This window comes from Devosia sp. (assembly GCF_036563435.1).
Lineage (GTDB): Bacteria > Pseudomonadota > Alphaproteobacteria > Rhizobiales > Devosiaceae > Devosia.
In genome coordinates this window covers 284569-306773 of sequence record NZ_DATCMJ010000014.1, presented here as the reverse complement: position 1 = coordinate 306773, position 22205 = coordinate 284569, and the positions used below count along the sequence as shown (strand labels likewise).

Sequence of the window (22205 nt, the reverse complement as noted above, 5' to 3'; positions counted from 1 at the left end):
TAGTCACATAACATGATCAAGACATTCAGATATGTCGGCATTGTCGAAGGCTGCACCACGCTGCTGCTGTTTCTGGTGGCCATGCCCGCCAAGTACTGGTTCGGCAATCCCGCCCTGGTGCCGCCGTTGGGCATGCTCCACGGCATAGCCTTCATCACCTACATCCTGGCGATGGTGATCTGCCTTTGGGGCCGCGGCTTCACGGCCTCGGAATGGACGCGCACCACCCTGGCGTCGTTCTTTCCCTTCGGCACATTCCTCAATGATGGGCTTCTCAAGCGCAAGGAAGCGGCGGGATAGGGAATGACTAAGCGTCCTAGAACAGCCTGAAAGTAGATCAGGTATGCGGCGGGTCCGGGCCATTCAGGCTTAGCCTTCATGGCCTGCTTCGCTAAAATCGCGCCACCGGCGCGATTTTGCCTGCGGCACGCTCAGCAGACCGCGATGATCTCTTCGTCGCTCATGCGGCCCGGAACTACAGTCAGCGGGATGGGCAGCGCGTTGGCGCGGCTGGCAAAGTAGTTGACCAGGGGACCTGGACCTTCGTTAGACGTCGATGCGGCGAGGACCAGGATGGCAATACCGGGATCGGCGGCAATGACGCGCTCGATCTCCTCGGGTCCTTCGCCTTCGCGGATCACCGATTCGGCGCGCACATCGCCGATGTCCCGGATGCGCGCCAGGCGCGCGTCGAGGTAGCGCTCGGCTTCTTCCACCGCCTCGGCGCGCAGGACGTCTTCGACGCCCATGCCGATGAATTCGGGCTTGGGGATCACGCTCATCAGCACCACGGTGCCGCCGGTGCGCTTGACGCGATAGGCGGCAAAGGTCAGCGCGCGTTCGCATTCGGGAGTCTCGTCGATCAGGACGAGGAATTTGCGCTTGTATTCGGTGTCGTACATGGCCTGCCTCGCTCTACCGGACGAAGCCGACGATATCGCGGATGTCGGCCATGATGGGCTGGGCGATGGCGCGTGCGCGTTCGGCACCGTCGCGCAGGATTGAATCCATCTCGCCGCGATCGGCCACCAGCCGCTTCATCTCCTCGGCGATCGGGGAGAGCTTGGCGACGGCAAGGTCGGCCAGAGCGGGCTTGAACACGCCCCAGCCCTGGCCGCCGAACTCGCCCAGGACGTCGTCGACGGAGCGGTTGCTCAACGCCGCATAGATGCCGACGAGGTTTTCGGCCTCGAGGCGACCGGAGAGGCCCGCGGCCTCGGAGGGCAGGGCATCGGCATCGGTGGTGGCGCGCTTGATCTTTTTGGCGATCAGGTCGGCATCGTCCATCATGTAGATGGTCGAGAGATCGGACGCGTCGGACTTGCTCATTTTCTTGGAGCCGTCCTTGAGCGACTTGACGCGCATGGCCGGGCCGGTGGCGAGCGTTTCGGTGATAGGGAAGAAGTCGCCCTTGTTGCCGAGCGATTTGATCTGCTTCTTGAAGTCGTGGTTGAACTTGCGCGCGATGTCGCGCGTCAGCTCCAGATGCTGCATCTGGTCCTCGCCGACCGGCACGCCGGTGGCCTTGTAGAGGAGGATATCGGCCGCCATCAGCGATGGATAGGCAAAGAGGCCCAGCGAGACCTGCTCGCTGTTTTCGCCGGCCTTGTCCTTGAACTGGGTCATGCGGGCCATCCAGCCCATGCGCGCCACGCAGTTGAAGATCCAGCTGAGTTCGGCGTGCTCCACCACCTGCGACTGGTTGAAGATGATCGATTTCTTGGGATCGACACCAGCGGCGATATAGGCGGCGGCGATCTCGTAGGTCCAGCGCTTGAGATCCTCTGGGTCCTGCCAGACGGTGATGGCATGCATGTCGACCACGCAATAGATGGTCTCATGCGTATCCTGCAGCGGCACGAAGCGGCGGATGGCGCCGAGATAGTTGCCCAGATGCAGATCGCCCGAGGGCTTGATACCGGAAAAGACGCGGGGAGTGAAAGACATGGCTGGCCGTTCGGTAGCGGTGTTTTGGGTGAGTTCTATAGTGCGCCGAAGCGGATGGGAACCGGCTAGTTCCGGCGGCGGCGCAGCCGGCCGAGCAACTGCCCCAGGGGCTGCGCGCCCGTGAAGTGCACCAGTGCGAAATAGACCACCGTGCCATAGAGGCAGATGCTGAACAGCGCAGCGATCTGGAGGAGGAGCGGCGCGCCGGGGGCAAAGATCGCCCCGGCCCGGCTGGCGAGGAGGAAGAGGGCCGCCCCCATCGCGGCACTGCTGCCGAGCACCAGGGCATGCTTGCGCAGTTCAGGGCCGGTCAGGGCGAAGTAGCCGCGCCGCGCCAGGAGAACGCCCAGGCAAAGGACGTTGATCCAGGCCGAGATGGAGGTGGCGAGCGCAATGCCGAGCGATTGGAAGCTCGGGAACAGCAGCAGCGACAGCGCGATATTGGCCACGACCGAGACACCGGCCATTATGGTTGGCGTTCGCGTATCCTTGCGCGAGAAGAAGCCCGGCTGCAGCACCCGGATCAACACAAAGGCCGGGAGGCCGACGGCGAAGCCGATCAGGGTCTGCGCGACGGCTGCAGTTGCCTGCGCGTCGAAGGCGCCGCGCTCGAACAGGACGCGGACGATGGGCTCGGGGATGGCGATCAGCGCGGCGGCGGCGGGCAGGGAAAACAGCATGGAAAGGAGCAGCGACTGCCCCTGGCTCTGGCGGGCCTCGATCTCACGCCCGGCGCCGATATGGCGGGAGAGTTCGGGCAGGAGCACGGTGCCAATAGCGATGCCGATGATGCCCAGCGGCAGCTGGTAGAGCCGGTCGGCGTTGTAGATGATCGAGATGACGCTGTCGCTTCCCGAAGCGATTACCGTACCGACCAGGATGTTGATCTGGGTGATGCCGCCGGCAATGATCGCGGGAATGGCGAGGATCCAGAAGCGCTTCACCTCGCCATCGAGCCGGGGCAGAGCCAGGCGCGGCAGCACGCCGGCGCGGCGAATGGCGAGGTAGACCAGCAGGAGCTGCGCGATGCCGCCCGCCATGGCGGCGATGGCCAGCCAGAAGGTGATCTCGGCCGGACTGTCGACCGCCAGGATCAGCAGCGGCACCAGGGCGGCGATGTTGACGATGTTGAGGAGGACCGGGGCAAAGGCGGTGGCGAAATAGCGGTCCAGCGCGTTGAGAATGCCCCCATAGGCGGCCATCAGCGACATGCAGGCGAGATAGGGGAACATGATCCGCGACAGGAACACGGTCAGCTCGAATTTGGCTTGATCATCGACGAAGCCGGGCACGAATACCCGCATGATCTGCGGCATGAAGATTTCGGCCAGGATGGTCACGACCAGGATGGTGGCAACGAGCCAGCTCATGATGCGCCCGGCCAAGGCGCGGGCAGAATCGACGCCATCGCGCTCGAGCGCGGTCGCGAACATGGGCACGAAGGCGGTGTTGAAGGCGCCTTCGGCGAAGAGACGGCGGAACAGGTTGGGGAAGCGGAAGGCGGCGTTGAAGGCGTCGGCCGCCGGGCCGATGCCGAGCACGGCTGCCATCAGGGCATCGCGGAAAAAGCCGGCGATGCGGGAAACCAGGGTCAGCCCACCGACGGAGAGGAAGTTGCGGTAGAGGCTCATGAAATGGTGCCACGCCCGCGTGGTTCGAGGCTTTGCTGCGCAAAGCACCTCACCATGAGGGCTACTCTAGCTACGGTACTTGCAGTAGCCCCCGGGGGGAGGCGGAAGCGCAGCGACCCTCGAGGCACGAGGACGTGGCTACCCATTGGCCACCTTGGCCAACGGCACGGGGTGGAACACGTCCATCAGCGCGTCGTGGATCTTGCGCTGACGCGGCTTGCTCATGATCTTCTGGCCAGTGAGGTCGGTGACGTAGAAGACGTCCACCGCCTTTTCGCCATAGGTGCCGATATGGGCCGAGCCGATGGTGAGATTTAGGTCCGAGATCTGGTGGGTCAGCGAGTGGAGAAGGCCCATGCGATCGAGGCCGGAAACCTCGATGACGGTGAATTTTTCCGAGAGGGCGTTCGACACCGAGACCTGCGCCGGCAGGGCAAAGGGTTTAAGGCGCTTGTTGTGGCGCGATTCCTTGCCCAGATCGATCAGGATCTGCCTTTTGCCCTGGAGCAGCTGCTTTACCGTATCGATGATGCGGGTGGCGCGGACCTTTTCGTCCTCATCGGAGGTGAAGGCGCGGCGGAGGCGGAAGGTATCGATGGCATGCCCATCGCGGGTCGAAAAGATCTGCGCGCCGATAATGGAGGCATCCTGCATGGTGCAGGCGCCGGCGATCAGCGACAGGAGGCGCGGGTGGTCGGGCGTGTAGAACGAGACTTCCGTAATGCCCTCGAAGCTCTTGATGCGGATCGAGCCAGCAAAGCCTTCACCGGCCCGATCGGCATTGCGGATCATGCGGGCATGCTCGACCTGCAGTTCCGGCTCGGCGCGCAGCCAATAATGGTCGTAATGGCGGGCGGTATAGGTCGCGATCTCCTCCGGCGACCAGGCGGCGAGCGCCTTGCCGAGCTGTTCGCGGGCATAGTCGATGCGGTCAGATTGCGACCACTGCGAGTGGCCGCCCGAAAGGAGCGGCTCGGTGGCGTAATAGAGCGCCCGCAGAAGCGAGCCTTTCCAGCCGGTCCAGACGCCGGGGCCCACCGCGCGAATATCGCAGGCAGTGAGGATCATCAGCAGCGCCAGGCGCTGCGGCGATTGCACCACGTCCGCAAAGGCCTTGGCGGTTTCTGGATCCTGGATATCGCGCGCCTGGGCGATTTCGCTCATCAGGAGGTGATGCTCGATCAGCCAGGCTACGGTATCGGTCTCGGCCGGCGACAGGCCAAAGCGCGGGCAGAGGCGGCGGGCGATCTTCATGCCGGCGACGGAATGGTCTTCCGGACGGCCCTTGGCGATATCGTGGAGGAACAGCGCCACATAGAGGAGGCGCGTGTCGTTAAGCTGGGGCAGCAGTTCGTGCGTCAGCGGCAGCTGGTCGCGCAACCCGCCATTGGCGATGTCGGCCATGACGCCGACCGAGCGGATCAGGTGCTCGTCCACCGTATAGTGGTGGTACATGTTGAACTGCATCAGCGCGACGATCTTGCCGAAATCGGGCACGAAGCGGCCCAGCACACCCGACTCGTTCATCTGGCGCAGGATGCGTTCCACCGATTGCGGATCGGTCAGGATGGAGAGGAAATAGTCGTTGGCCTTGCGGTCGTGGCGCAGCTTGTTGTCGATCAGGCGTAGCGAGCGGGTGATGACCTTGATCGCATCGGGATGGAACAGCAGCTGTTCGCGTCCCGCCACGCGGAAGATGCGGATCAGATTGACCGGATCTTTTTCGAAGACGTCCGGGGCGGCAATGTTGAGCCGGCCGGTATCGAGGACGAAATCGGTCTCGCCCTTGATCTTGCTCTTGCCCTGCCGGAACGGCGCCAGCACCCTGCCTACCAGGTCCAAGTCCTTGGCGTGGTTGAATTCGAGTGAAGCACAGATGATGCGGGTGAGGTCGCCCACATCCTTGGCGACCAGGAAGTAGCGCTTCATGAAGCGCTCGACGCCCAGCATGCCGACGCGCTCGGCATAGCCCATGCGCTGGGCCAGCTCGGGCTGCACGTCAAAGGTCAGCTTTTCCTCGGCGCGGCCGGTGACGAAATGGAGATGGCAGCGCACCGCCCACAAGAAATCCTCGGCGCGCGAGAAGAGGCGGTATTCGCTGGCGCTGAGGACGCCGCGGCCCACCAGTTCCTGCGAGGTCTTGAGGTGGTAGAAGTACTTGCCGATCCAGAACAGGGTGTTGAGATCGCGCAAGCCGCCCTTGCCGTCCTTGATATTGGGCTCGACCACATAGCGGGTATTGCCCATCTGCTTGTGGCGCTCGTCGCGCTCGGCCATCTTGGCGGCGATGAATTCGGGGCCGGTGCGCGGCATGATCTCGGTTTCGAAGCGATGCACCAGGCTATCGAAGAGCGCCTTGTCGCCGGTCAGGAAACGCGCCTCGAGCGTTGCCGTGCGCACCGTCATGTCGGCCTTGGCCATGCGCAGGGATTCGTCGACAGACCGGACGGCATGGCCGACCTTCTGGCCGAGGTCCCAGAGCATGTAGAGGATATATTCGGTGACCTGCTCGCCCCAGGGCGTCTGCTTGTAGGGCAGGATGAAGAGGAGGTCGATGTCCGACCCGGGGGCCAGGGTGCCGCGGCCATAGCCGCCGACGGCCGAGAGGGCGATGGCTTCCGCGCCGGACGGGTTGTCCACCGGGTAGACCCGGCGGGTGGCGAACATATGGACGGCGGTGATGATTTCGTCCTGCGCGGCAGACAGGTTCTGGGCGCAGCGCGTGCCCTTGCCGGTGGCGAGAAGCTCCGCCTCGGCGCCCTTGCGCGCGCCGGCCAGGCACTGGCGGATATGGGCCAGAACCAGGGCGCGTGCGGCGGCGGACTTGGGCGCCTCATCCCCGATAGCGGCATCAAGCTCGGCGAGGATCGTCTCGGCGGACTTGCACGCAAACAGAGGTTTTCGCAGCTTTGGCTCAGCTTCGGCGAGCGTCATCGCGGATTTTCTTCAACTCGTAGAGCGCTTCGATCGCTTGTTTGGGGGTCATCTCGTCGGGACGGACGGCATCGAGCGCCAAGTGTACCGGGTCTTTCTCAACGGGCGGTGAAGCCGGTTGATGAGCAAAGAGTGGCAGATCGTCTAGCACGCTGGCTTTCTGGCTGGAAGAGGCGGTGCCCGCCGAACGCTTTTCGAGCACGGTCAAAACCTGGCGAGCGCGCTGCAGCACCGGCTCGGGCAGGCCGGCAAGCCGCGCCACCTGGATGCCGTAGGAGCGATCGGCGGCGCCGGGGCCCACTTCATGGAGGAAGACCACCTCGCCCTCCCATTCGCGCACCTTCATGGTGACGTTGCTGACGCGCGAGAGCGTCTTGGCGAGGCTCGTCAGCTCGTGGAAGTGGGTGGCGAACAACGCGCGGCAGCCGGTGGTGTCATGGAGGGCCTCGACGGCGGCCCAGGCAATGGACAGCCCGTCAAAGGTCGCGGTACCACGGCCGATTTCGTCGAGCACGACCAGCGAACGGCGGGTGGCGCGGTTGAGGATCGCCGCGGTCTCCACCATTTCGACCATGAAGGTGGAGCGCCCGTGGGCGATGTCGTCGCTGGCGCCGACACGGGAGAAGACACGATCGACGACGCCGATATGGGCGGAAGTTGCGGGAACGAAGCTGCCGATCTGGGCCAGGATGGCGATCAGGGCATTTTGCCGGAGGAAGGTGGATTTACCCCCCATATTGGGGCCGGTGACCAGCCAGAGTGCGCCACCGCCTGCTGCGTCGTCGCCGGAGAGGTCGGCGTCGTTGGCGACAAAGCTCTGCCCTTGGCTCATCACCATGTCCTCGACCACGGGATGGCGGCCATCGACGATTTGGAAGGCCAGCGAGTTGTCGATCTCAGGCCGGGTGTAGCGCCTGGTGGCGGCCAGATGCGCCAGCGCTGTGGTGACGTCGAGCTCCGCCATGGCATCGGCCAGGTCGCGCAATTCGGTGGTGCGCGAGAGCGCTTCCGTTCGTAGCTGGGCGAAGATCGCCAGCTCGATTTCGAGCGCCGCCTCGTGGGCACGGGCGATCCGCTCCTCCAGTTCGGCCAATTCGGTCGTGGTGAAGCGCATGGCATTAGCCATGGTCTGCCGGTGAATGAAGCTCTGGCGATGCGGCTCCTCGAGCAGCTTGCCACCGTGGCCGGCGGGCACTTCGACGAAATAGCCGAGCACGCCATTGTGCCGGATCTTGAGCGAACGGACGTCGGTCTCCTCGATCAGCCTGGCCTGGAGCGCCGCCACCACGGCGCGGGTTTCGCTGGCCAGCGCCTGCTCGTCATCGAGCTTCTGGTCAAATCCCTTGCGCACGAAGCCGCCATCGCGGTGGAGGAGCGGCAGGTCATCGTCCAACGCTGCCGCCAGTTGCCCTGCGAGGGGGAGGGGGGCACAGGCGAGGGTGTCGCCCAGGCGCTCGAGCACGGCAGGCAGCTCCTCCAGACGGGCAAAATGTCCCGATAGGGCCGAGGCGGCGGCAACGGCCTTGCCGATCGCGGCAAGATCGCGCGGGCCACCACGGTCGAGCGCCAGGCGGGTCAGGGCACGCGCCAGGTCCGGCACCGCCTTGAGATCGGTGCGCAGACGCCCGGTCAGGAGCGTGTCGTTGGCCAGAAGCGCCACTGCGTCGAGCCGCTGGTTGATTGCTGCGGCATCGGCAAGGGGCGCGGCGAGGCGGGCCGAAAGGAGGCGCGAGCCGGGGGCGGTGACCGTCAGGTCGATCACCTGGCGCAGGGAGCCGCGTTGCTGGCCGCGCTGGGTCTGGTGCAGTTCGAGGCTGGCGCGCGTCGCCGCGTCGATCGCCATGTGACGGCCGGCCGCCTGCTCGACGGGCGCACGCAGGGCAACACCGGCGCCCTTCTGGGCATCGCGCACATAGGTGACGAGCGCCCCCAGGGCACCGCGCGCGGCGCGCGACAGGGCAGTGGGATCGAAGGCATCGCCGGGAAAGGCATCGCGCAGCGCAACACTTGCCGCCTGGCTGTCAAAGATCTCCGCCGGCGCGCGATGAAGGATGCTGGTCCAAGCTGGGGCAAAGAGATGCCGCTCCGCCAGCGCATCCTGCGTCGCCTCGGCCATCAGCAACTCGGCCGGTTCGATGCGCGCCAGCTCGTCCTGCAATTGCTCGGCGGAAAGATCAGCGGTGAAGGTCTCGCCGGTCGAGACGTCGGCCCAGGCGACGGCAAAGTCGGTTTCGCCATGGCGCACCATGGCGAGTGCGGCGAGGAAATTGCTGGAGCGTGCGTCGAGATGGTCGTCCTCGGTCAGGGTGCCGGCGGTGATCAGGCGCACAACATCGCGCTTGACCACCGACTTGGCCCCACGCTTCTTGGCTTCCCTGGGGTCTTCCACCTGTTCGCAGATGGCGACGCGATGGCCGAGCTTGATCAGCTTGTTGAGGTAGTCATTGGCGGCATGGATGGGCACGCCGCACATGCCGATATCCTGCCCCAGATGCTTGCCGCGCTTGGTGAGAACAATGCCCAGGGCGGCGCTGGCGATCTCGGCATCCTCGAAGAAGAGCTCGTAGAAGTCCCCCATGCGGTAGAACAGCAGATAGCCGGGATTGACCGCCTTGATCTCGAAATACTGCGCCATCATCGGCGTCAGCTGAGGTTGAGCGGCAGTCTGGTCTATCACAACAAAGATCCCGGCGAGAAGCCGGGACCTTAAGGGTTAAGGCGCGCGAAGCCAACCGGTAGCGACAGCCACGCCGAGGCATCCACAGATCGTCATCGACGTCTGTTTCCTCCGTCACCTGCCACGGATCAGCGACGCCGGCTCCACGAGCTTGCGGTAGAGGTGCCAGGTGGCATGGCCGAAGATCGGCAGCACAACGGCCAGTCCCACAAACAGCGGCACGGAGCCGAGAAACAGCCCCGCCCCGACGAGCAGGCCCCAGGCGAGCATGGGCACGGGATTGGCCAGGACAGCGCGGAAGGAGGTCTCGATGGCCACTATTGCGCCGACATCCCGATCGAGCAGGAGCGGGAAGGCGATGACCGAGGTGCAGAGCGTGACGAGCGCGAATAGCGCGCCGAGCCCGGTGCCGGCGATCAGCAGGGTGATGCCACCCGGTTCGTTGAAGATCTGCGCGACAAGGCCGTTCAGGGTCTGCGGCGGCGAGGAACCAAGCAGCGACTCGTAGAGAGCCTGCGCTGCAGTCAGCCACAGGGTGAACAGCACAAACAGCATCACGCCCACAGCCGCGATGGAGGCCATTGCGGGAGACCGGAAGACCTCGAAGGCATGGACCCAGCTTGTGTCGAGCCCTTGCTCCCGACGGCGGGAAATCTCGTAAAGGCCGAGCGCTGCGAAAGGTCCGATGAGCGCGAAGCCGCCAACCAGCGGATAGAGCAGCGGCCAGGTATGATAGCCATCCATCCACACCGTCAGCACAATGCCGACAATGGGATAGATCAGAACAAGCAAGGCATAGTGGCTGGGTTTCTCGCCGAAATCGGCGGCCCCCTTGCGCAAGGCGTCACCGAGATCGGCCAGCGTGATCTGGCGGATCATCGGCATGTCGAGCTTGTCGCCCGTGCCGGCTAGAACATGAAAGTTGGACATGGCTTTTCGCCTCCCTTTTCCCGCAGGAGGTCGCCATTCCGCGCTGTGCCGCCCCGATGCATCCGCGAGAAACGCGACCGCAACGGCGTGGAGCCTAGCTGAGCCGCGACAGGTTGTCGCCCCAGGTCGGTAAATCGTGAAGAGCCGGCAGGCAGGGGCAAGCCACCTGCCGGCAAATCGCTTAGACCTCGTAGCGGTCGGAAGGGTCGTGCTGCGGCCGGTAGATGAAGTAGTCGAACCTGGCGGGCAGGGCGGTGCCGTTGAGATCGCTGGCCGCGACGCCGACGAAAGCGCCAGTGAAGCTGCCATGGGCTTGGTGGCCACCACATTCATCCGACAGGATCGAGGCATCCAGCACCGGTCCGATCGGCTGGAGGTCCTGGCCATCCAGGGCATAGAAGAACTGGAGCTTCTTGCCGCGAATAGTGAGCGCGAGCTTGACCTTGCCCTCGTTGGGGATCTGCACCGGCTGGGCCGGGAAGCGCAGGTTGCCATCGGGCCAGCTGACTTCCGAGCTCATCAGCAGCAGTTCGCGCTGTCCGTCCGAGTGAGCGGTCACGGTCAGGTAGAAGAAGTTGTAGCGCGAATAATAGGCGGTAAGACCGGCGAACTGGCGCTCGTCGGTGGGCGAGAAGTCGAGAACGGTCTCGGCATCGTAGCTGAAATGGGTCTGCCGGCGGGCGACCAGTGCCTGCTCGAACCAGGAGCCGATCGACTCGCGGCCAAGGAGGTTGAGCGTACCACCCTCAGTGGTGAAAATGCGCTCCGGCTCGGGCGTGCGCAGCCACTGGAAATCCTTGTGGAGGCCGTTTTCGAACGTATAGCGCTGCTCGGCCCAGTAGACGCTGTCGTCGCGGGTGCCGGGAACCTCGACATGCAGCGAGGGCACGGGACCCTGTTTCACGTGAATCCAGTCGTCATCGCCCCAATAGGCTTCCTGGATGGAGGTTTCGCGCCCGAGGACGCAGCGGCGCTCCTGCGTGGTCGGCCGACCGCCCAAGTGCACCAGGTAGGTCTTGCCGTCGGGCGTATCGACGAGGTCACCATGGCCAGCCCGCTGGATCGCGGCGAAGGGCGCGTCCTTGCTGGTCAGGATATGCTTGTCAGGATGGGTTTTGTATTGCCCGTCGATGGTGCGCGAGCGGGCAAAGGTGCAGGCATGATCATAGGCCGTGCCACCCTCGGCCGTTAGCAGATAGTACCAGCCGTTGCGCTTATAGAGATGGGGGCCCTCGACGAGCTTGAGGTCGGTGCCCTGATAAATGTTGGTGCGCGGGCCGACGAGTTTGCCGGCGACGGGATCGAATTCCTGGAGCGCAATGCCGGCGAATTTCAGCGGCCGCGTCCGGTGGTCCCACATCATGTTGACGAACCACTTGCGGCCGTCATCGTCGTGGAAAAGCGAAGGGTCGAAGCCCGAGGAATTGATGTAGATCGGGTCGGACCAGGGGCCCTCAATCGTGTCGGCGGTGACGATGTAGTTATGCGCGTCCTTGAAGGAGCCGTCCTTGCGCTTCACATCGGTATAGACCAGCCAGAACTTTTCCCCGTCATGGGTGATGTCAGGTGCCCAGACGCCGCAGCTGTCCGGATCGCCGCGCATGTCGAGCTGCGTCTTGCGGTTGAGCGGGCGGCAGACCAGGTCCCAATTCGCCAGGTCCTTGGAATGGTGGATCTGCACGCCGGGGAACCACTCGAAGGTGGAGGTGGCAATATAATAATCGTCACCGACGCGGCAGATGGAGGGGTCCGGATTGAAGCCCGGGAGGATGGGGTTGGTGATCTGGGGCATGGCAGTCCTTCGGGAACACGCTGCAACCGCATCCACCGCACGTCACCCTAGGGGTTGACCCGAGGGGACTGTACTTAGCGGTGCGATGGGCAAGTGAAGAGCCCTCGGGTCGAGCCCGAGGGTGACGATCGCGTTTGGGACGGGCGCGCGGCCCGCCCCACAAAATCAAACGTACCGGTTGACCAGGTTTTCCAGATATTCCTGCCGGCCCGAGCGGGGTTGCGGGTTGATGCCTTCGGCTTCGACGCGGGCGGCGATGTCAGCCAGGCTGAGCTTGCCGCCCAGGATCTCGGCGCCGATGCCGGAGTTCCAGCCGGCATAACGGTCGTCGAGCAGGCGGTCGAATTCGCCATCCTCGATCAGTGCCGCAGCGCCCTTGAGACCGCGAGCCAGGGTGTCGAGACCCAGGATGTGGCCGTGGAGCAGATCGGCAGCGTCGAGCGACTGGCGGCGTACCTTGGCGTCAAAGTTGAAGCCGCCCTTGCCGAGACCGCCCTGCTTGAGGATGTAGTAGAAAGCCAGCGCCATCTCCCCGGCATTATTGGGGAAGTGGTCGGTGTCCCAACCAGACTGAAGGTCGTTGCGGTTGGCGTCGACCGAACCCAGCATACCGAGCGAGGACGCAACGGCCAGTTCGTGCTCGAAGCTGTGGCCGGCAAGGAAGGCGTGGCCGACCTCGATGTTGCACTTCACCTTCTTTTCCAGGCCGTACTTCTGCAGGAAGCCAAAGACCGTGGCGACGTCGAAGTCGTACTGGTGCTTCGATGGCTCCTGTGGCTTGGGCTCGATCAGGATCTGGCCGGTGAAGCCGATCTTTTCGGCATGTTCGATCACCAGGTGGAGGAAGCGGGCCATCTGGTCCTGTTCCTGACCGATCTTGGTGTTGAGGAGGGTTTCGTATCCCTCGCGGCCGCCCCAAAGGACATAGTTCTCGCCGCCCAGTTCGTGGGTCAGTTCGAGCACGGCCTTCACCTGGCCGGCGGCATAGGCGAAGACCTCCGGATCGGGATTGGTGGCGGCGCCTGCCATGTAACGGCGATTACTGAAAAGATTGGCGGTGCCCCAGAGGAGCTTTTTGCCGGTCCGCTGCATGTTCTGGGCGATGAGATCGCCAATGATGCGGAGGTTCTTGTTGGATTCGGCCAGCGTTTCGCCTTCGGGGGCGACGTCCACGTCGTGGAAGGCGAAGAAGGGCACGTCGATCAGGTCAAAGAACTCGAAGGCCACTTCGGTCTTGAGCTTGGCACCCTCAATGCCCTTGTCGAACCAGGGACGGTCAAAGGTGCGGCCACCAAACGGGTCGCCGCCTTCCTGGGCAAAGGTGTGCCAATAGGCAATGGCCGGGCGGATATGGTCTTCCATGCGCTTGCCGGCAACCATTTCGTCCTTGTTGTAGTGGCGGTAGACGAGCGCGTTCTTGCTCCCTGTGCCTTCGAACTTGACCTTCTCCAGGCCTCTGAAAAAATCGCTCACGAACGTGCCTCCTCGATGGCAGGATAGAGCGCGCGATAGCGCGCATATTGATCGGAATAAGCGGCCGACAGCTTGGTGTCGGGCGCGATGATGGTCTTGATCGGCGGCATGGTCATCACGTCCTGCGGATCGGCTCCCTCGGCGGCACACAGCGCCAGCCGCGCCGCACCTAGGGCGCCACCGAAGTCACCGTCCTCGGGCAGGGCGATTTCGGTGTCGAGATTGGTGGCGATCATGCGCAGCCAGAGCGGCGACTTCGACCCGCCACCCACTGCCAGGAGGCGGCCGATGCTGGTGCCGGCATCCTGAAGCACGCGCTGCGAGTCGCGGAAGGCAAAGGTCACCCCCTCCATCACCGCCTGGGCAAGCTTGGCCGTGTCGGTGGATTGGGAAAGGCCAACAAAGGATCCACGAGCCGCGGCATTGTTGTGCGGCGTCCGTTCACCCGAAAGATAGGGCAGGAAGATTTCCTCGCCTGGCCCAGTGAATTGCGCCTCGGCAGCAGCGGCCAGATCGGCCTGCTTTTGCCCGGTGATGCGTGACAGCCAGTTCAGCGAGTCTGTGGCCGAAAGGATCACGCCCATCTGGTGCCAGGTGTTTGGAATGGCGTGGCAGAAGGCGTGAACCGCACCAGCGGTGTTGGGGCGGAACTTGTCGTTGGACACAAAGATCACGCCTGAAGTGCCCAGCGAGACAAAGCCTTCGCCGGGGCGGATAGCACCAATACCGCAGGCGGCAGCGGCGTTGTCGCCAGCCCCGCCAGCGATGACGACCTCGCCCGTCATGCCCCAGCGCTGCGCCAGATCTGCCTTGAGCTGTCCGGCAACTGCCGACCCTTCCACAAGCCGCGGCATGTGTGCGCGGGTGAGGCCGGTGAGGGTAAGGAGTTCATCAGACCAGTCGCGCCGTGCAACGTCCAGCCAGAGCGTGCCGGCCGCGTCGGACATGTCCTCGACGTGTTCGCCGCTCAGCAGGAGGCGAACATAGGCCTTGGGCAGCAGGACCTTTTCGATCTGCTCGAAAATTGCTGGCTCGTTCTTCCGCACCCAGGCCAGCTTGGGTGCCGTAAAGCCCGGCATGGCGATGTTGCCGGCAACGTCGCGCAGTTGCGGCAGCGCCGCTTCCATCTCGGCGCATTCGGCTGCCGAGCGGCCGTCATTCCAGAGAATGCAGGGGCGGAGCACCGCATCGTCCTTGCCCAGCAGCGTTGCCCCATGCATGTGGCCGGAGAGGCCGATGCCGCGCACCGCAGCCAAGGCTGCCGGGTGGCTTTGTTTCAGCGTGTCGACAGCGGCAAGAGTTGCTGTCCACCAGTCGGCGGGGTTCTGTTCGGACCAGCCCGGATGGGGGCGGACCGGCTCGACGGCAGGCGCCGAGGCATCCCCGAGCGGCTTGCCTTGATCGTCGATCAGTAGCGCCTTGACGCCGGACGTGCCGATATCGATGCCGAGATAGGTCATGAGGCACGTACCTCATGAACGGGAAACAACACCATCTGAACGTCCTCCCGGGCCTTGAAGCCCCCGCCGTTGTGCTTGAGTGCCGGTCTTCTAGCGTAGATTGTCGCGCAGGAAAATCCCGATTTCAATCGAATTGCTTTCGCCCATGCCATTGCCGCCCAAGGCGAGCATGCGGGCAGCCGCAATGGCTTCGCGGATTTCGCCGTCCGGGTTCTGGTCCAGCACCACGTCGATGACGCCCGCCTCAAGGCCTTGCCGGGTTGGGCCGGTCAGTTCGTGGGCAATGACCCGGATCGTTCCCGGCTGCTGCCTCGCCTCAAGTGCTGCGACAAGGCCGCCATTGCCGGCGCCGAGATTGTATATGCCCGCAAGGTCGGGATGCTTGGCCAGAAGGTCGCCGATGATGGCTTCGGTTTCACTTCTTTCGTCATGGCCCTCCACGGGACCGATAAGGTGAAGCTGGGGGAACTCGGAGGCCAGCGCTGCCTCAAACCCGGCTAACCGGTCGGCATGATCGCGCAAGTGGAGGGAGCCAGCAATTATCGCGACCTTGCCGCCCTGCGGCAGGAAGCGCCCCATCAGCGAAGCCGCAGTGCGGCCGGCAGCGACATTGTCGATGCCGATGAAGTGCCGGCGCTGCGTGCCGGGCAGGTCCGACACCAGCGTTATAATCACCACGCCCCGCTTGCTGGCAGCGTCCACCGCCGCCTGCACCGAGGGCTCCTGGCTGCCTACAATGATGGCGCAGTCGCATTGGCGCGGGTCCAGCCGGTCGAGACAGGCGACAAGGGCCGCTGCGTCTAGGGTACGGACCCGCTGCATCTCGATGTGAACGCGATCGGACAGGGCGGGGCCGGCGCGACGCTCCACCGCCTCGGCAAGGCTGGCCATGAACTCGTTGGACCCATCGGGCAGGATGAAGGTCATCCGCAGGTCGCGCGATCGGGCCAGAAGCGAAGCGCCCAGGTCGCGCTGGAAGCCGATCTGGGCAATGGCCGCCTCCACCTTTTCCACTGTCTGGGGCCGCACGCCCGCCCGGCCGTTGAGCACACGATCCACCGTCGCCAGCGAAACGCCGGCCTGGCGTGCCACATCATGTACCGTTGCCCGGCGCCTCAACCCGATGTCGTTCACGTCGTCTCCCTGCTGTTGCTCCCACCAAAGGGACCGGAGGCGAAAAGGTCAAGTGTGACGTTGCAGGTGGCGGAAAAAGCAGGCTACAGGTGAGCCCGCTAAAGAGGAGGCAGGGCATGGCCATAGCGGTTTCGACATTCGGTGAATTCAAGGGCAAGCGCGTCGACCAGTTCCGCCTCGAGAGCAGCACGGGTGTTTGCGTCGATATCATCGGCTATGGCGTGGCGGTGCGCGACTGGCGTGTGCCGGTGAGCGGCGGAGAACGTTCCGTGGTGCTCGGCTTCGACACCATGGACGCTTATGCCGAACATAGCCCGCATTTCGGTTCGCTGGCAGGGCGCGTTGCCAATCGCATCAAGGGCGCGAGCTTCGAGCTCGGCGGCAAGACCTACCAGCTGCCCCCCAATGCCGGCGACCTGCAGTTGCATGGCGGAGAAGAGGGGCTTGGGCGCCAGGTTTGGGATGGGCAGGTGGACGAAGCCAACAATGCCGTACGCTTTACCTTCCATTCGCCCGATGGCGCGATGGGGTATCCAGGCAACGTCAATTTCTCTGCCACCTATACGCTCAAGGGCAATCGGCTGCGGTTGGCGCTGCATGCGACCACCGACCGCGCCACGCCGATCAGCCTGGTTCAGCACCAGTACTTCAACCTCGGCACGAGTGATGACGTGCTCGACCATACGATCCAGGTCAATTCCAGCGCCTATACCGAACTGGGCGCAGACCTCGCCCCGACGGGCGCCATCCTGCCGTCGCGGGGCACCATCTATGACCTGCGCCAGCCCCGCACCATGCGCGACGCGGCGGGCCGTCCCGTCGACTATGACATCGGTCTTGTTCTCGATACCGGGCGCAGCTTTTCCGACCCGATCGCAACCGTGGTCTCCCCCGACCGTGACCTCACGCTCAAGCTCTGGAGCGACCGGCCGGGTGTCCAGGTCTATAACGGCGTCTGGACGGACGTGGCGGTGCCGGGGCTGAACGGCAAGACCTACAAGAAGCACGCAGGCTTTTGCCTCGAAGACCAGGCATTCGCCGATGCGGTGCACAATCCGCACTTCCCCAATGTAATCTACAGCCCCGACCGCCCCTATTCGCACTGGTGCGAGTTCGAGATCGCCTGATGCGAGGCCTGCTGACGCGGGCTGTCAGGTGATGCCCTCAGTTTCTCTCCGTCGTGGAGAGAGAACATGCAACCGACGGTCTGTGGTTCTGGGATCGCGTCGCCCTGCCGGAGGCTTGGCGTCGCGAGCGGAATCTGGCAGCTAGTCCCCCCGGGGGAGGACGCGCCATGGACAAGACCGAACGGCTGTTTGCAGTCATGGATGCCTTGCGGCGCCACCGGCGTCCGGTCACGGCTGCGGCCCTGGCCGAGGAACAGGGCGTCTCCGTCCGCACCATGTACCGGGACGTGCAAACGCTTATCGGGCTCGGCGCCCCCATCGATGGCGAGGCGGGGGTCGGCTATATGCTGAAACCCGGATTTTTCTTGCCGCCGCTGATGTTCAGCGCCGAAGAGCTTGAGGCGCTGGTGCTGGGTGCTCGCTGGGTGGGTGCGCAGCCTGATGACGGCCTCAGCCTTGCGGCGCAGAATGCCCTGGCCAAGATCGCCACCGCGTCTCCCGAGGATCTGCGCGACCGGATCAACGACACGGGCCTCTGGCCCATGGCGGTGTGGAGCCGCAACAAGAAGCCGATGCCGATCCTGGGTGAAGTGCGGCAGGCCATGCGCACTGAAAAGGCACTCACCATCAGCTATGAGGACGAAGGGCGCAACGCCTCGGAGCGCACGATCTGGCCCGTGCAGCTGGCCTATTATGAGGGCAAGCAGGTGATCGCCGCCTGGTGCTGCCTTCGTGGCGCGTTCCGCAACTTCCGCACCGACCGCATCATCGCCCTGGCGGCAACCGACCAGCGTTATGGCAAGCGCCGCGCCGTGCTGGAGCGTGAGTGGCGGGACAGCTGGCAGCACGACCGCTGGTTTGAGCGTCACAGCGAAACGGGCGACGCTGTTCCACGTGAATCAGCGCACGAGGACCCCAAGGAGCGGCCAGAGCCATCCGAAGGCAAAGGCGGACAACCCGACTAGATGCAGCAGGGCGATGGCCCAGGTGGTGGCGACGAAGCGCGGCTTCACCGTCTTGTGGCGGTAGACTTCCTGCGCCGAAAGGCCGCCGATGATGCCGAAGCATAGATCGACCACGTGGAGATTGGTTTCGCTGACCCGGTAGCGGCCGCTGATGGCGTAGCGCTTGTCGAAGCGGTAGAGCAGGGCGGATGCCGCGCCCATGAAGGCATAGGGCAGGCAGAGCCACACCGGCAGCCGACCAAAAGCCACCGCCCAAAGGATAAGCAGCGTCATCATCGTGGCCGTGGCGGTCCGGAGGCCGACCTTTAGCGGAGATACACCGGTACTCTGTTGGCGCTCCCGCGATATAGGGGCCACCGCGACACTGGTGACGACCACATCCTTGGCGGCAGGCTTGCCCTTGCGGCCCTTGCCGATGTCGAAGGAGACCTTGTCGCCCTGCTTGGGCCGCGCGCCATCGGCAACGGCCGAGATGTGGACATAGTAGTCCTTGCCCGTTTCATCACGGGCGAAGCCATAGCCACCCTTGTTGTTCCACTGGACCAGTTCGCCCGATCGTCGCATGCCAAACCCGCCGCTGCCGCACGATCAGCAATATGCGGCAGGGGTTAATGGTTCTTCATGCCCGCTGGTTCGACAATCCGCAGATTCACGTGAAACACCTATCCACAGGCCACCCGCGCGGGGTGGATCAGGGGATAATAGGCTATGGTGAGGGAGGTGGGGGTGAGTTTCTGATTTCGGTAGGAGACTTTCCCAATCACTGAGCGTCACCCTCGGGCTCGAGCCGAGGGCTCTTTGCTTAACCCAAGGTTCCTTAAGTGCAGAGCCCTCGGGTCTAGCCCGAGTGTAACGGCTGGTGGGTAGAGCCCACAGATGGTGGCCATCCCCAAATCACCTCCCGTCCTCCTCACCTAAATCGCGCCACTGGGGCGATCTTCCCCTTGGACGGATCAGGCGGTCAAGGGAGGTACCGATCAGAACGGTTTTGCTCGCAGAGCACTTGGTCTCAGCTGAACTGCATCTGCCGCAGCGGCAGCTTGATGGCGCCAGGAAAGCCGGCGGCAAGGTCACGGGGAAAGCGGGTGCGGAGTGGTTCTGGAAAAACCGGACCTATCGGCAGTGCATCCAGCGGGAACCAGCGCGCCGCCACGATAGACTCACCGGAAGCGGGGTTGCGTGAAACGTCGATCTCGCCTGACATGGGTTCGGCGAGAAACCAGAACTTGAGTACCCGCTGCTCGGCGCTCCAGAGTTCATCGATATAGGCCAGTCGCGTTGCCATGACGTGGAGACCTGTCTCCTCGAGTGTCTCCCGCTCAGCCGTGCGGGCGAGTTCCTCATTGCCCTCGACCCCGCCCCCAGGAGCCGCCCAGAAATCGTGTTCGCCGGCACGATGGTGACGCACCAGCAGAATGGCATTATCGCGGACCACAAGGGCACCGCAGGAAATCCGATGCTGCTGCATCACCTGTCTCCGTCATAAGTTCCCGGCAGACCTAGGGCGCTAGGTTCACGCAGACAAGGCCTGTGATTCCGTCATGCCGTTCCCAGGTTCAGCCGGTAGCTTAACGCCTCGGCAATGTGCGGCCGCCCGACCTTGTCGAGACCAGCGAGATCGGCGAGCGTGCGGGCGACCTTGAGGACGCGGTGGTAGGCACGGGCGGACAGGTTGAAGCGCTCGGCTGCCTGCAGCAGGAGCATCTGGCTTTCGCGGTCGGGATTGACCACCGCCTCGATCAGGGTGGGGCCGGCGGCGGCATTGGTGAAGATGTCGGGCGCACTGTGGGCGGCATAGCGCTGCCGTTGCCGGTCGCGCGCCGCTTGAACCCGCTCGGCGACTGCCGCGGAACTTTCCGGCGCGGCGGATGGCGCGATCATATCGGCAGCGGTGACTGCAGGCACGTCGATGCGGATATCGATGCGATCGAGGAATGGACCGGAGATGCGCGCCTGGTAATCGTCGGCGCAAGCCTTGCCGCGCTTGCAGGTATGGCCCGGCGTGCCGGCCTGCCCGCATTTGCACGGGTTCATCGCCGCCACCAGTTGCACCCGGCTGGGATAAGTCACCCGCGCATTGGCCCGGGCAATGACCGTCTCACCCGATTCCAGCGGCTGGCGCAGCGAGTCGAGCACGCTGGGGGCAAATTCAGGCAGTTCATCGAGAAACAGCACGCCATTATGGGCCAGGCTGACTTCGCCGGGACGGACGCGCAGGCCGCCGCCCACCAGCGCAGCCATGGAAGCGGAGTGATGGGGCGCCCGGAAGGGCCGGCGATCCGACAGGGCGCCATTCACCAGTTCGCCGGCAATGGACTGGATCATCGAAATATCGAGCAGTTCCCGCGGATTGAGCGGCGGCAGGATAGAGGGAAGCCGCGCGGCGAGCATGGACTTGCCGGCACCGGGCGGACCGATCATCAGCATGTTGTGGCCGCCTGCGGCCGCCACCTCAAGTGCGCGCCGCGCCACCTGCTGGCCGCGCACGTCGATCAGGTCGGGGAGTTCGCCATTGGGCCGGTGCTTGAGCGGCCGCGGTCGCGCCGCCAGCTGGTGGCCGGTCAGGTGATTGACCAGCGCTAGGAGGCTTTCGGCGGCGATGATGTCGAGATCCTCGCCGGCCCAGGCTGCCTCGGCACCGGAACCCGCGGCACAGATGAGGCCGAGCCCGCGACCCTGCGCGGCGATTGCAGCAGGAAGGATGCCGCCAACATGGGCCAGCCGGCCGTCAAGGCCAAGTTCGCCCAGGGCAAGGTAGTTGTCGAGAGCGTCGGCGGGCATGGCACCGATCGCCGCCATGATGCCGAGGGCTATGGGCAGGTCGTAGTGGCTGCCCTCCTTGGGCAGGTCGGCCGGCGCCAGATTGACGGTAATGCGCTTGGGTGGAAGTCCCAGGCCGGAGGCATGCAACGCGGCGCGGACACGCTCGCCGGATTCCTTGACCGCCTTGTCCGGCAGGCCTACCAGAATGAAGTTGGGCAGGCCGGGTGCGATCTGCACCTGCACGTCGACCGGCACGGCCTCGATGCCCTGAAAGGCTACGGTTGCGACACGGGTGACCATCTGTACTCCCCCAAGTACGTCATGCGACCGGCACGTTGATCATCTTACAAGAACATAGTGCGAACGCATTGTGAAGTGTTAACCATGCTGTTTGCCACACTGGTAAACATAATCGCGCGTTAACCCGCGCATGTGAATTGAAGGCAGTAGTTTGTATTGCGTGAGTTCTGCCCGATGCTTGCCAGCCGGTCCTTTCCATCACTTTCGGGAATAGCCAAGGGTGCGGCATCAGCCATATTGGCCGCGATTCTCGTCGCCTGCTCTTCAGGGGGCGGCCTTTATGGCCCGATCCAGGGGGACAATCGCCCCCATTCGGGCGTGGATCGGGCCCGCGGCATGCCAATCCAGGGCATCGACGTGGCGCGCTACCAGGAAAACGTCGATTTCCGCCAGGCTTTCCAGTCCGGCATCCACTTCGTTTTCATGAAGGCCACCGAAGGCCGCGACTATCTCGATCCCAACTTCCGCACCAACTGGGTGCGGGCACGCGATGCGGGCATGCCGCGCGGCGCCTATCACTTCATGACCTGGTGCTCGCTGGCTTCGGAGCAGGCAGCCTGGTTCATCCAGAACGTGCCCGCCGATCCCGACGCGCTGCCGCCGGTGCTGGACCTCGAGTGGAACAACCATTCGAGCTGCAAGAACAAGCCGTCCCGTGCCGATGCGCTGGAAAAGATCCGCGTCATGCTCGACGCCATGGAGCGTCACACCGGCAAGCTGCCGATCATCTATACGGACATGAACTTCCACCGCGACGTGCTGAACGGGGAATACTTCCCCAATGCCTTCTGGCTGCGCTCCACTGCTGCCGAGCCGCATGAGCGCTACAGCAACCGCACCTGGACCTTCTGGCAGTGGACGCAGACCGGCGTGGTGCGCGGGGTCAAGGGCGAGGTCGACCGCAATGCCTTCTATGGCGGACAGAACGAGTGGATCCAGTTCCTCCTGACCGGCTGCGACCCACGCGCCATTGCGGCGCTGGCACCCACCGGAAGGTGCCAATCGGCCAAATAGCTTTGGCTTGCCAGCGCGGCAGGCGAGGTCTAGCCTTCCTGGGTCATTAGCTGGGCAG

General features: G+C 64.2%; 17 protein-coding genes. 4 read left to right on the top strand and 13 right to left on the bottom strand.

Annotated features, from left to right (window positions below; genetic code table 11):
- Positions 1-12 precede the first annotated feature (12 nt).
- Positions 13-300, top strand: a complete 288-nt coding sequence (locus VIL88_RS09780; RefSeq protein ID WP_331988232.1) for a DUF3817 domain-containing protein — start codon at positions 13-15, stop codon at positions 298-300.
- 131 nt (positions 301-431) lie between these two features.
- Here the strand turns inward: VIL88_RS09780 and VIL88_RS09775 are convergent, their stop codons facing one another.
- The 10 genes from VIL88_RS09775 to VIL88_RS09730 form a co-directional block, all read right to left on the bottom strand.
- Complete coding sequence (locus tag VIL88_RS09775) at positions 432-902, bottom strand: universal stress protein (RefSeq protein ID WP_331988230.1); 471 nt, start codon at positions 900-902, stop codon at positions 432-434.
- 13 nt (positions 903-915) lie between these two features.
- Complete coding sequence (trpS, locus tag VIL88_RS09770) at positions 916-1947, bottom strand: tryptophan--tRNA ligase (protein ID WP_331988228.1); 1032 nt, start codon at positions 1945-1947, stop codon at positions 916-918.
- A gap of 65 nt (positions 1948-2012) precedes the next feature.
- Positions 2013-3578 (bottom strand): murein biosynthesis integral membrane protein MurJ, encoded by a 1566-nt coding sequence (gene murJ, locus VIL88_RS09765; protein ID WP_331988226.1) that lies wholly within the window; start codon positions 3576-3578, stop codon positions 2013-2015.
- A gap of 138 nt (positions 3579-3716) precedes the next feature.
- Positions 3717-6512 carry a [protein-PII] uridylyltransferase gene (locus tag VIL88_RS09760; protein ID WP_331988224.1) on the bottom strand — a complete coding sequence of 932 codons (2796 nt, stop codon included), beginning with the start codon at positions 6510-6512 and terminating at the stop codon, positions 3717-3719.
- Positions 6493-9189, bottom strand: coding sequence for a DNA mismatch repair protein MutS (mutS, locus tag VIL88_RS09755; RefSeq protein ID WP_331988222.1), 2697 nt, complete (start codon positions 9187-9189; stop codon positions 6493-6495). The genes VIL88_RS09760 and mutS overlap by 20 nt, the downstream gene beginning before the upstream one ends.
- A 114-nt stretch (positions 9190-9303) precedes the next feature.
- Positions 9304-10119, bottom strand: coding sequence for a DUF2189 domain-containing protein (locus VIL88_RS09750; RefSeq protein ID WP_331988220.1), 816 nt, complete (start codon positions 10117-10119; stop codon positions 9304-9306).
- Between the two features lie 181 nt (positions 10120-10300).
- Positions 10301-11911, bottom strand: coding sequence for a glycoside hydrolase family 43 protein (locus VIL88_RS09745; RefSeq protein WP_331988218.1), 1611 nt, complete (start codon positions 11909-11911; stop codon positions 10301-10303).
- Positions 11912-12076: 165 nt separating this feature from the next.
- Positions 12077-13384, bottom strand: coding sequence for a xylose isomerase (xylA, locus tag VIL88_RS09740; RefSeq protein WP_331988216.1), 1308 nt, complete (start codon positions 13382-13384; stop codon positions 12077-12079).
- Positions 13381-14844, bottom strand: coding sequence for a xylulokinase (xylB, locus tag VIL88_RS09735; protein WP_331988214.1), 1464 nt, complete (start codon positions 14842-14844; stop codon positions 13381-13383). Before xylB ends, xylA begins: the two co-directional genes overlap by 4 nt.
- A 90-nt stretch (positions 14845-14934) precedes the next feature.
- Positions 14935-15978, bottom strand: a complete 1044-nt coding sequence (locus VIL88_RS09730; protein WP_331988212.1) for a LacI family DNA-binding transcriptional regulator — start codon at positions 15976-15978, stop codon at positions 14935-14937.
- A 116-nt stretch (positions 15979-16094) separates the two neighbouring features.
- Here VIL88_RS09730 and VIL88_RS09725 point away from each other — a divergent pair, with 116 nt between their 5' ends.
- Both VIL88_RS09725 and VIL88_RS09720 read left to right on the top strand, forming a co-directional pair.
- Positions 16095-17105 (top strand): aldose epimerase family protein, encoded by a 1011-nt coding sequence (locus VIL88_RS09725; protein ID WP_331988210.1) that lies wholly within the window; start codon positions 16095-16097, stop codon positions 17103-17105.
- A gap of 167 nt (positions 17106-17272) precedes the next feature.
- Complete coding sequence (locus tag VIL88_RS09720) at positions 17273-18070, top strand: YafY family protein (protein ID WP_331988208.1); 798 nt, start codon at positions 17273-17275, stop codon at positions 18068-18070.
- Here the strand turns inward: VIL88_RS09720 and VIL88_RS09715 are convergent.
- The 3 genes from VIL88_RS09715 to VIL88_RS09705 all read right to left on the bottom strand — a co-directional run bounded on the left by VIL88_RS09715 (position 18005) and on the right by VIL88_RS09705 (position 21133).
- Positions 18005-18634, bottom strand: coding sequence for a DUF1294 domain-containing protein (locus tag VIL88_RS09715; protein ID WP_331988206.1), 630 nt, complete (start codon positions 18632-18634; stop codon positions 18005-18007). The two genes, VIL88_RS09720 and VIL88_RS09715, sit on opposite strands and share 66 nt — an antisense overlap.
- Positions 18635-19079: 445 nt before the next feature.
- Entirely contained in the window at positions 19080-19538 is a 459-nt protein-coding gene (locus tag VIL88_RS09710) for an NUDIX hydrolase (RefSeq protein WP_331988204.1), read from the bottom strand.
- 71 nt (positions 19539-19609) lie between these two features.
- Complete coding sequence (locus VIL88_RS09705; protein ID WP_331988202.1) at positions 19610-21133, bottom strand: YifB family Mg chelatase-like AAA ATPase; 1524 nt, start codon at positions 21131-21133, stop codon at positions 19610-19612.
- Between the two features lie 174 nt (positions 21134-21307).
- Here VIL88_RS09705 and VIL88_RS09700 point away from each other — a divergent pair, with 174 nt between their 5' ends.
- Entirely contained in the window at positions 21308-22147 is an 840-nt protein-coding gene (locus VIL88_RS09700) for a GH25 family lysozyme (RefSeq protein ID WP_414650123.1), read from the top strand.
- Positions 22148-22205: the final 58 nt, after the last annotated feature.

Bases quoted from the DNA above. Each gene is read 5' to 3' on its own strand.
- VIL88_RS09780 (WP_331988232.1), top strand. From the start codon at position 13: ATGATCAAGACATTCAGATATGTCGGCATTGTCGAAGGCTGCACCACG.
- VIL88_RS09775 (WP_331988230.1), bottom strand. From the start codon at position 902: ATGTACGACACCGAATACAAGCGCAAATTCCTCGTCCTGATCGACGAG.
- trpS (WP_331988228.1), bottom strand. From the start codon at position 1,947: ATGTCTTTCACTCCCCGCGTCTTTTCCGGTATCAAGCCCTCGGGCGAT.
- murJ (WP_331988226.1), bottom strand. From the start codon at position 3,578: ATGAGCCTCTACCGCAACTTCCTCTCCGTCGGTGGGCTGACCCTGGTT.
- VIL88_RS09760 (WP_331988224.1), bottom strand. From the start codon at position 6,512: ATGACGCTCGCCGAAGCTGAGCCAAAGCTGCGAAAACCTCTGTTTGCG.
- VIL88_RS09750 (WP_331988220.1), bottom strand. From the start codon at position 10,119: ATGTCCAACTTTCATGTTCTAGCCGGCACGGGCGACAAGCTCGACATG.
- VIL88_RS09745 (WP_331988218.1), bottom strand. From the start codon at position 11,911: ATGCCCCAGATCACCAACCCCATCCTCCCGGGCTTCAATCCGGACCCC.
- xylB (WP_331988214.1), bottom strand. From the start codon at position 14,844: ATGACCTATCTCGGCATCGATATCGGCACGTCCGGCGTCAAGGCGCTA.
- VIL88_RS09725 (WP_331988210.1), top strand. From the start codon at position 16,095: ATGGCCATAGCGGTTTCGACATTCGGTGAATTCAAGGGCAAGCGCGTC.
- VIL88_RS09720 (WP_331988208.1), top strand. From the start codon at position 17,273: ATGGACAAGACCGAACGGCTGTTTGCAGTCATGGATGCCTTGCGGCGC.
- VIL88_RS09715 (WP_331988206.1), bottom strand. From the start codon at position 18,634: ATGCGACGATCGGGCGAACTGGTCCAGTGGAACAACAAGGGTGGCTAT.
- VIL88_RS09710 (WP_331988204.1), bottom strand. From the start codon at position 19,538: ATGCAGCAGCATCGGATTTCCTGCGGTGCCCTTGTGGTCCGCGATAAT.
- VIL88_RS09705 (WP_331988202.1), bottom strand. From the start codon at position 21,133: ATGGTCACCCGTGTCGCAACCGTAGCCTTTCAGGGCATCGAGGCCGTG.
- VIL88_RS09700 (WP_414650123.1), top strand. From the start codon at position 21,308: ATGCTTGCCAGCCGGTCCTTTCCATCACTTTCGGGAATAGCCAAGGGT.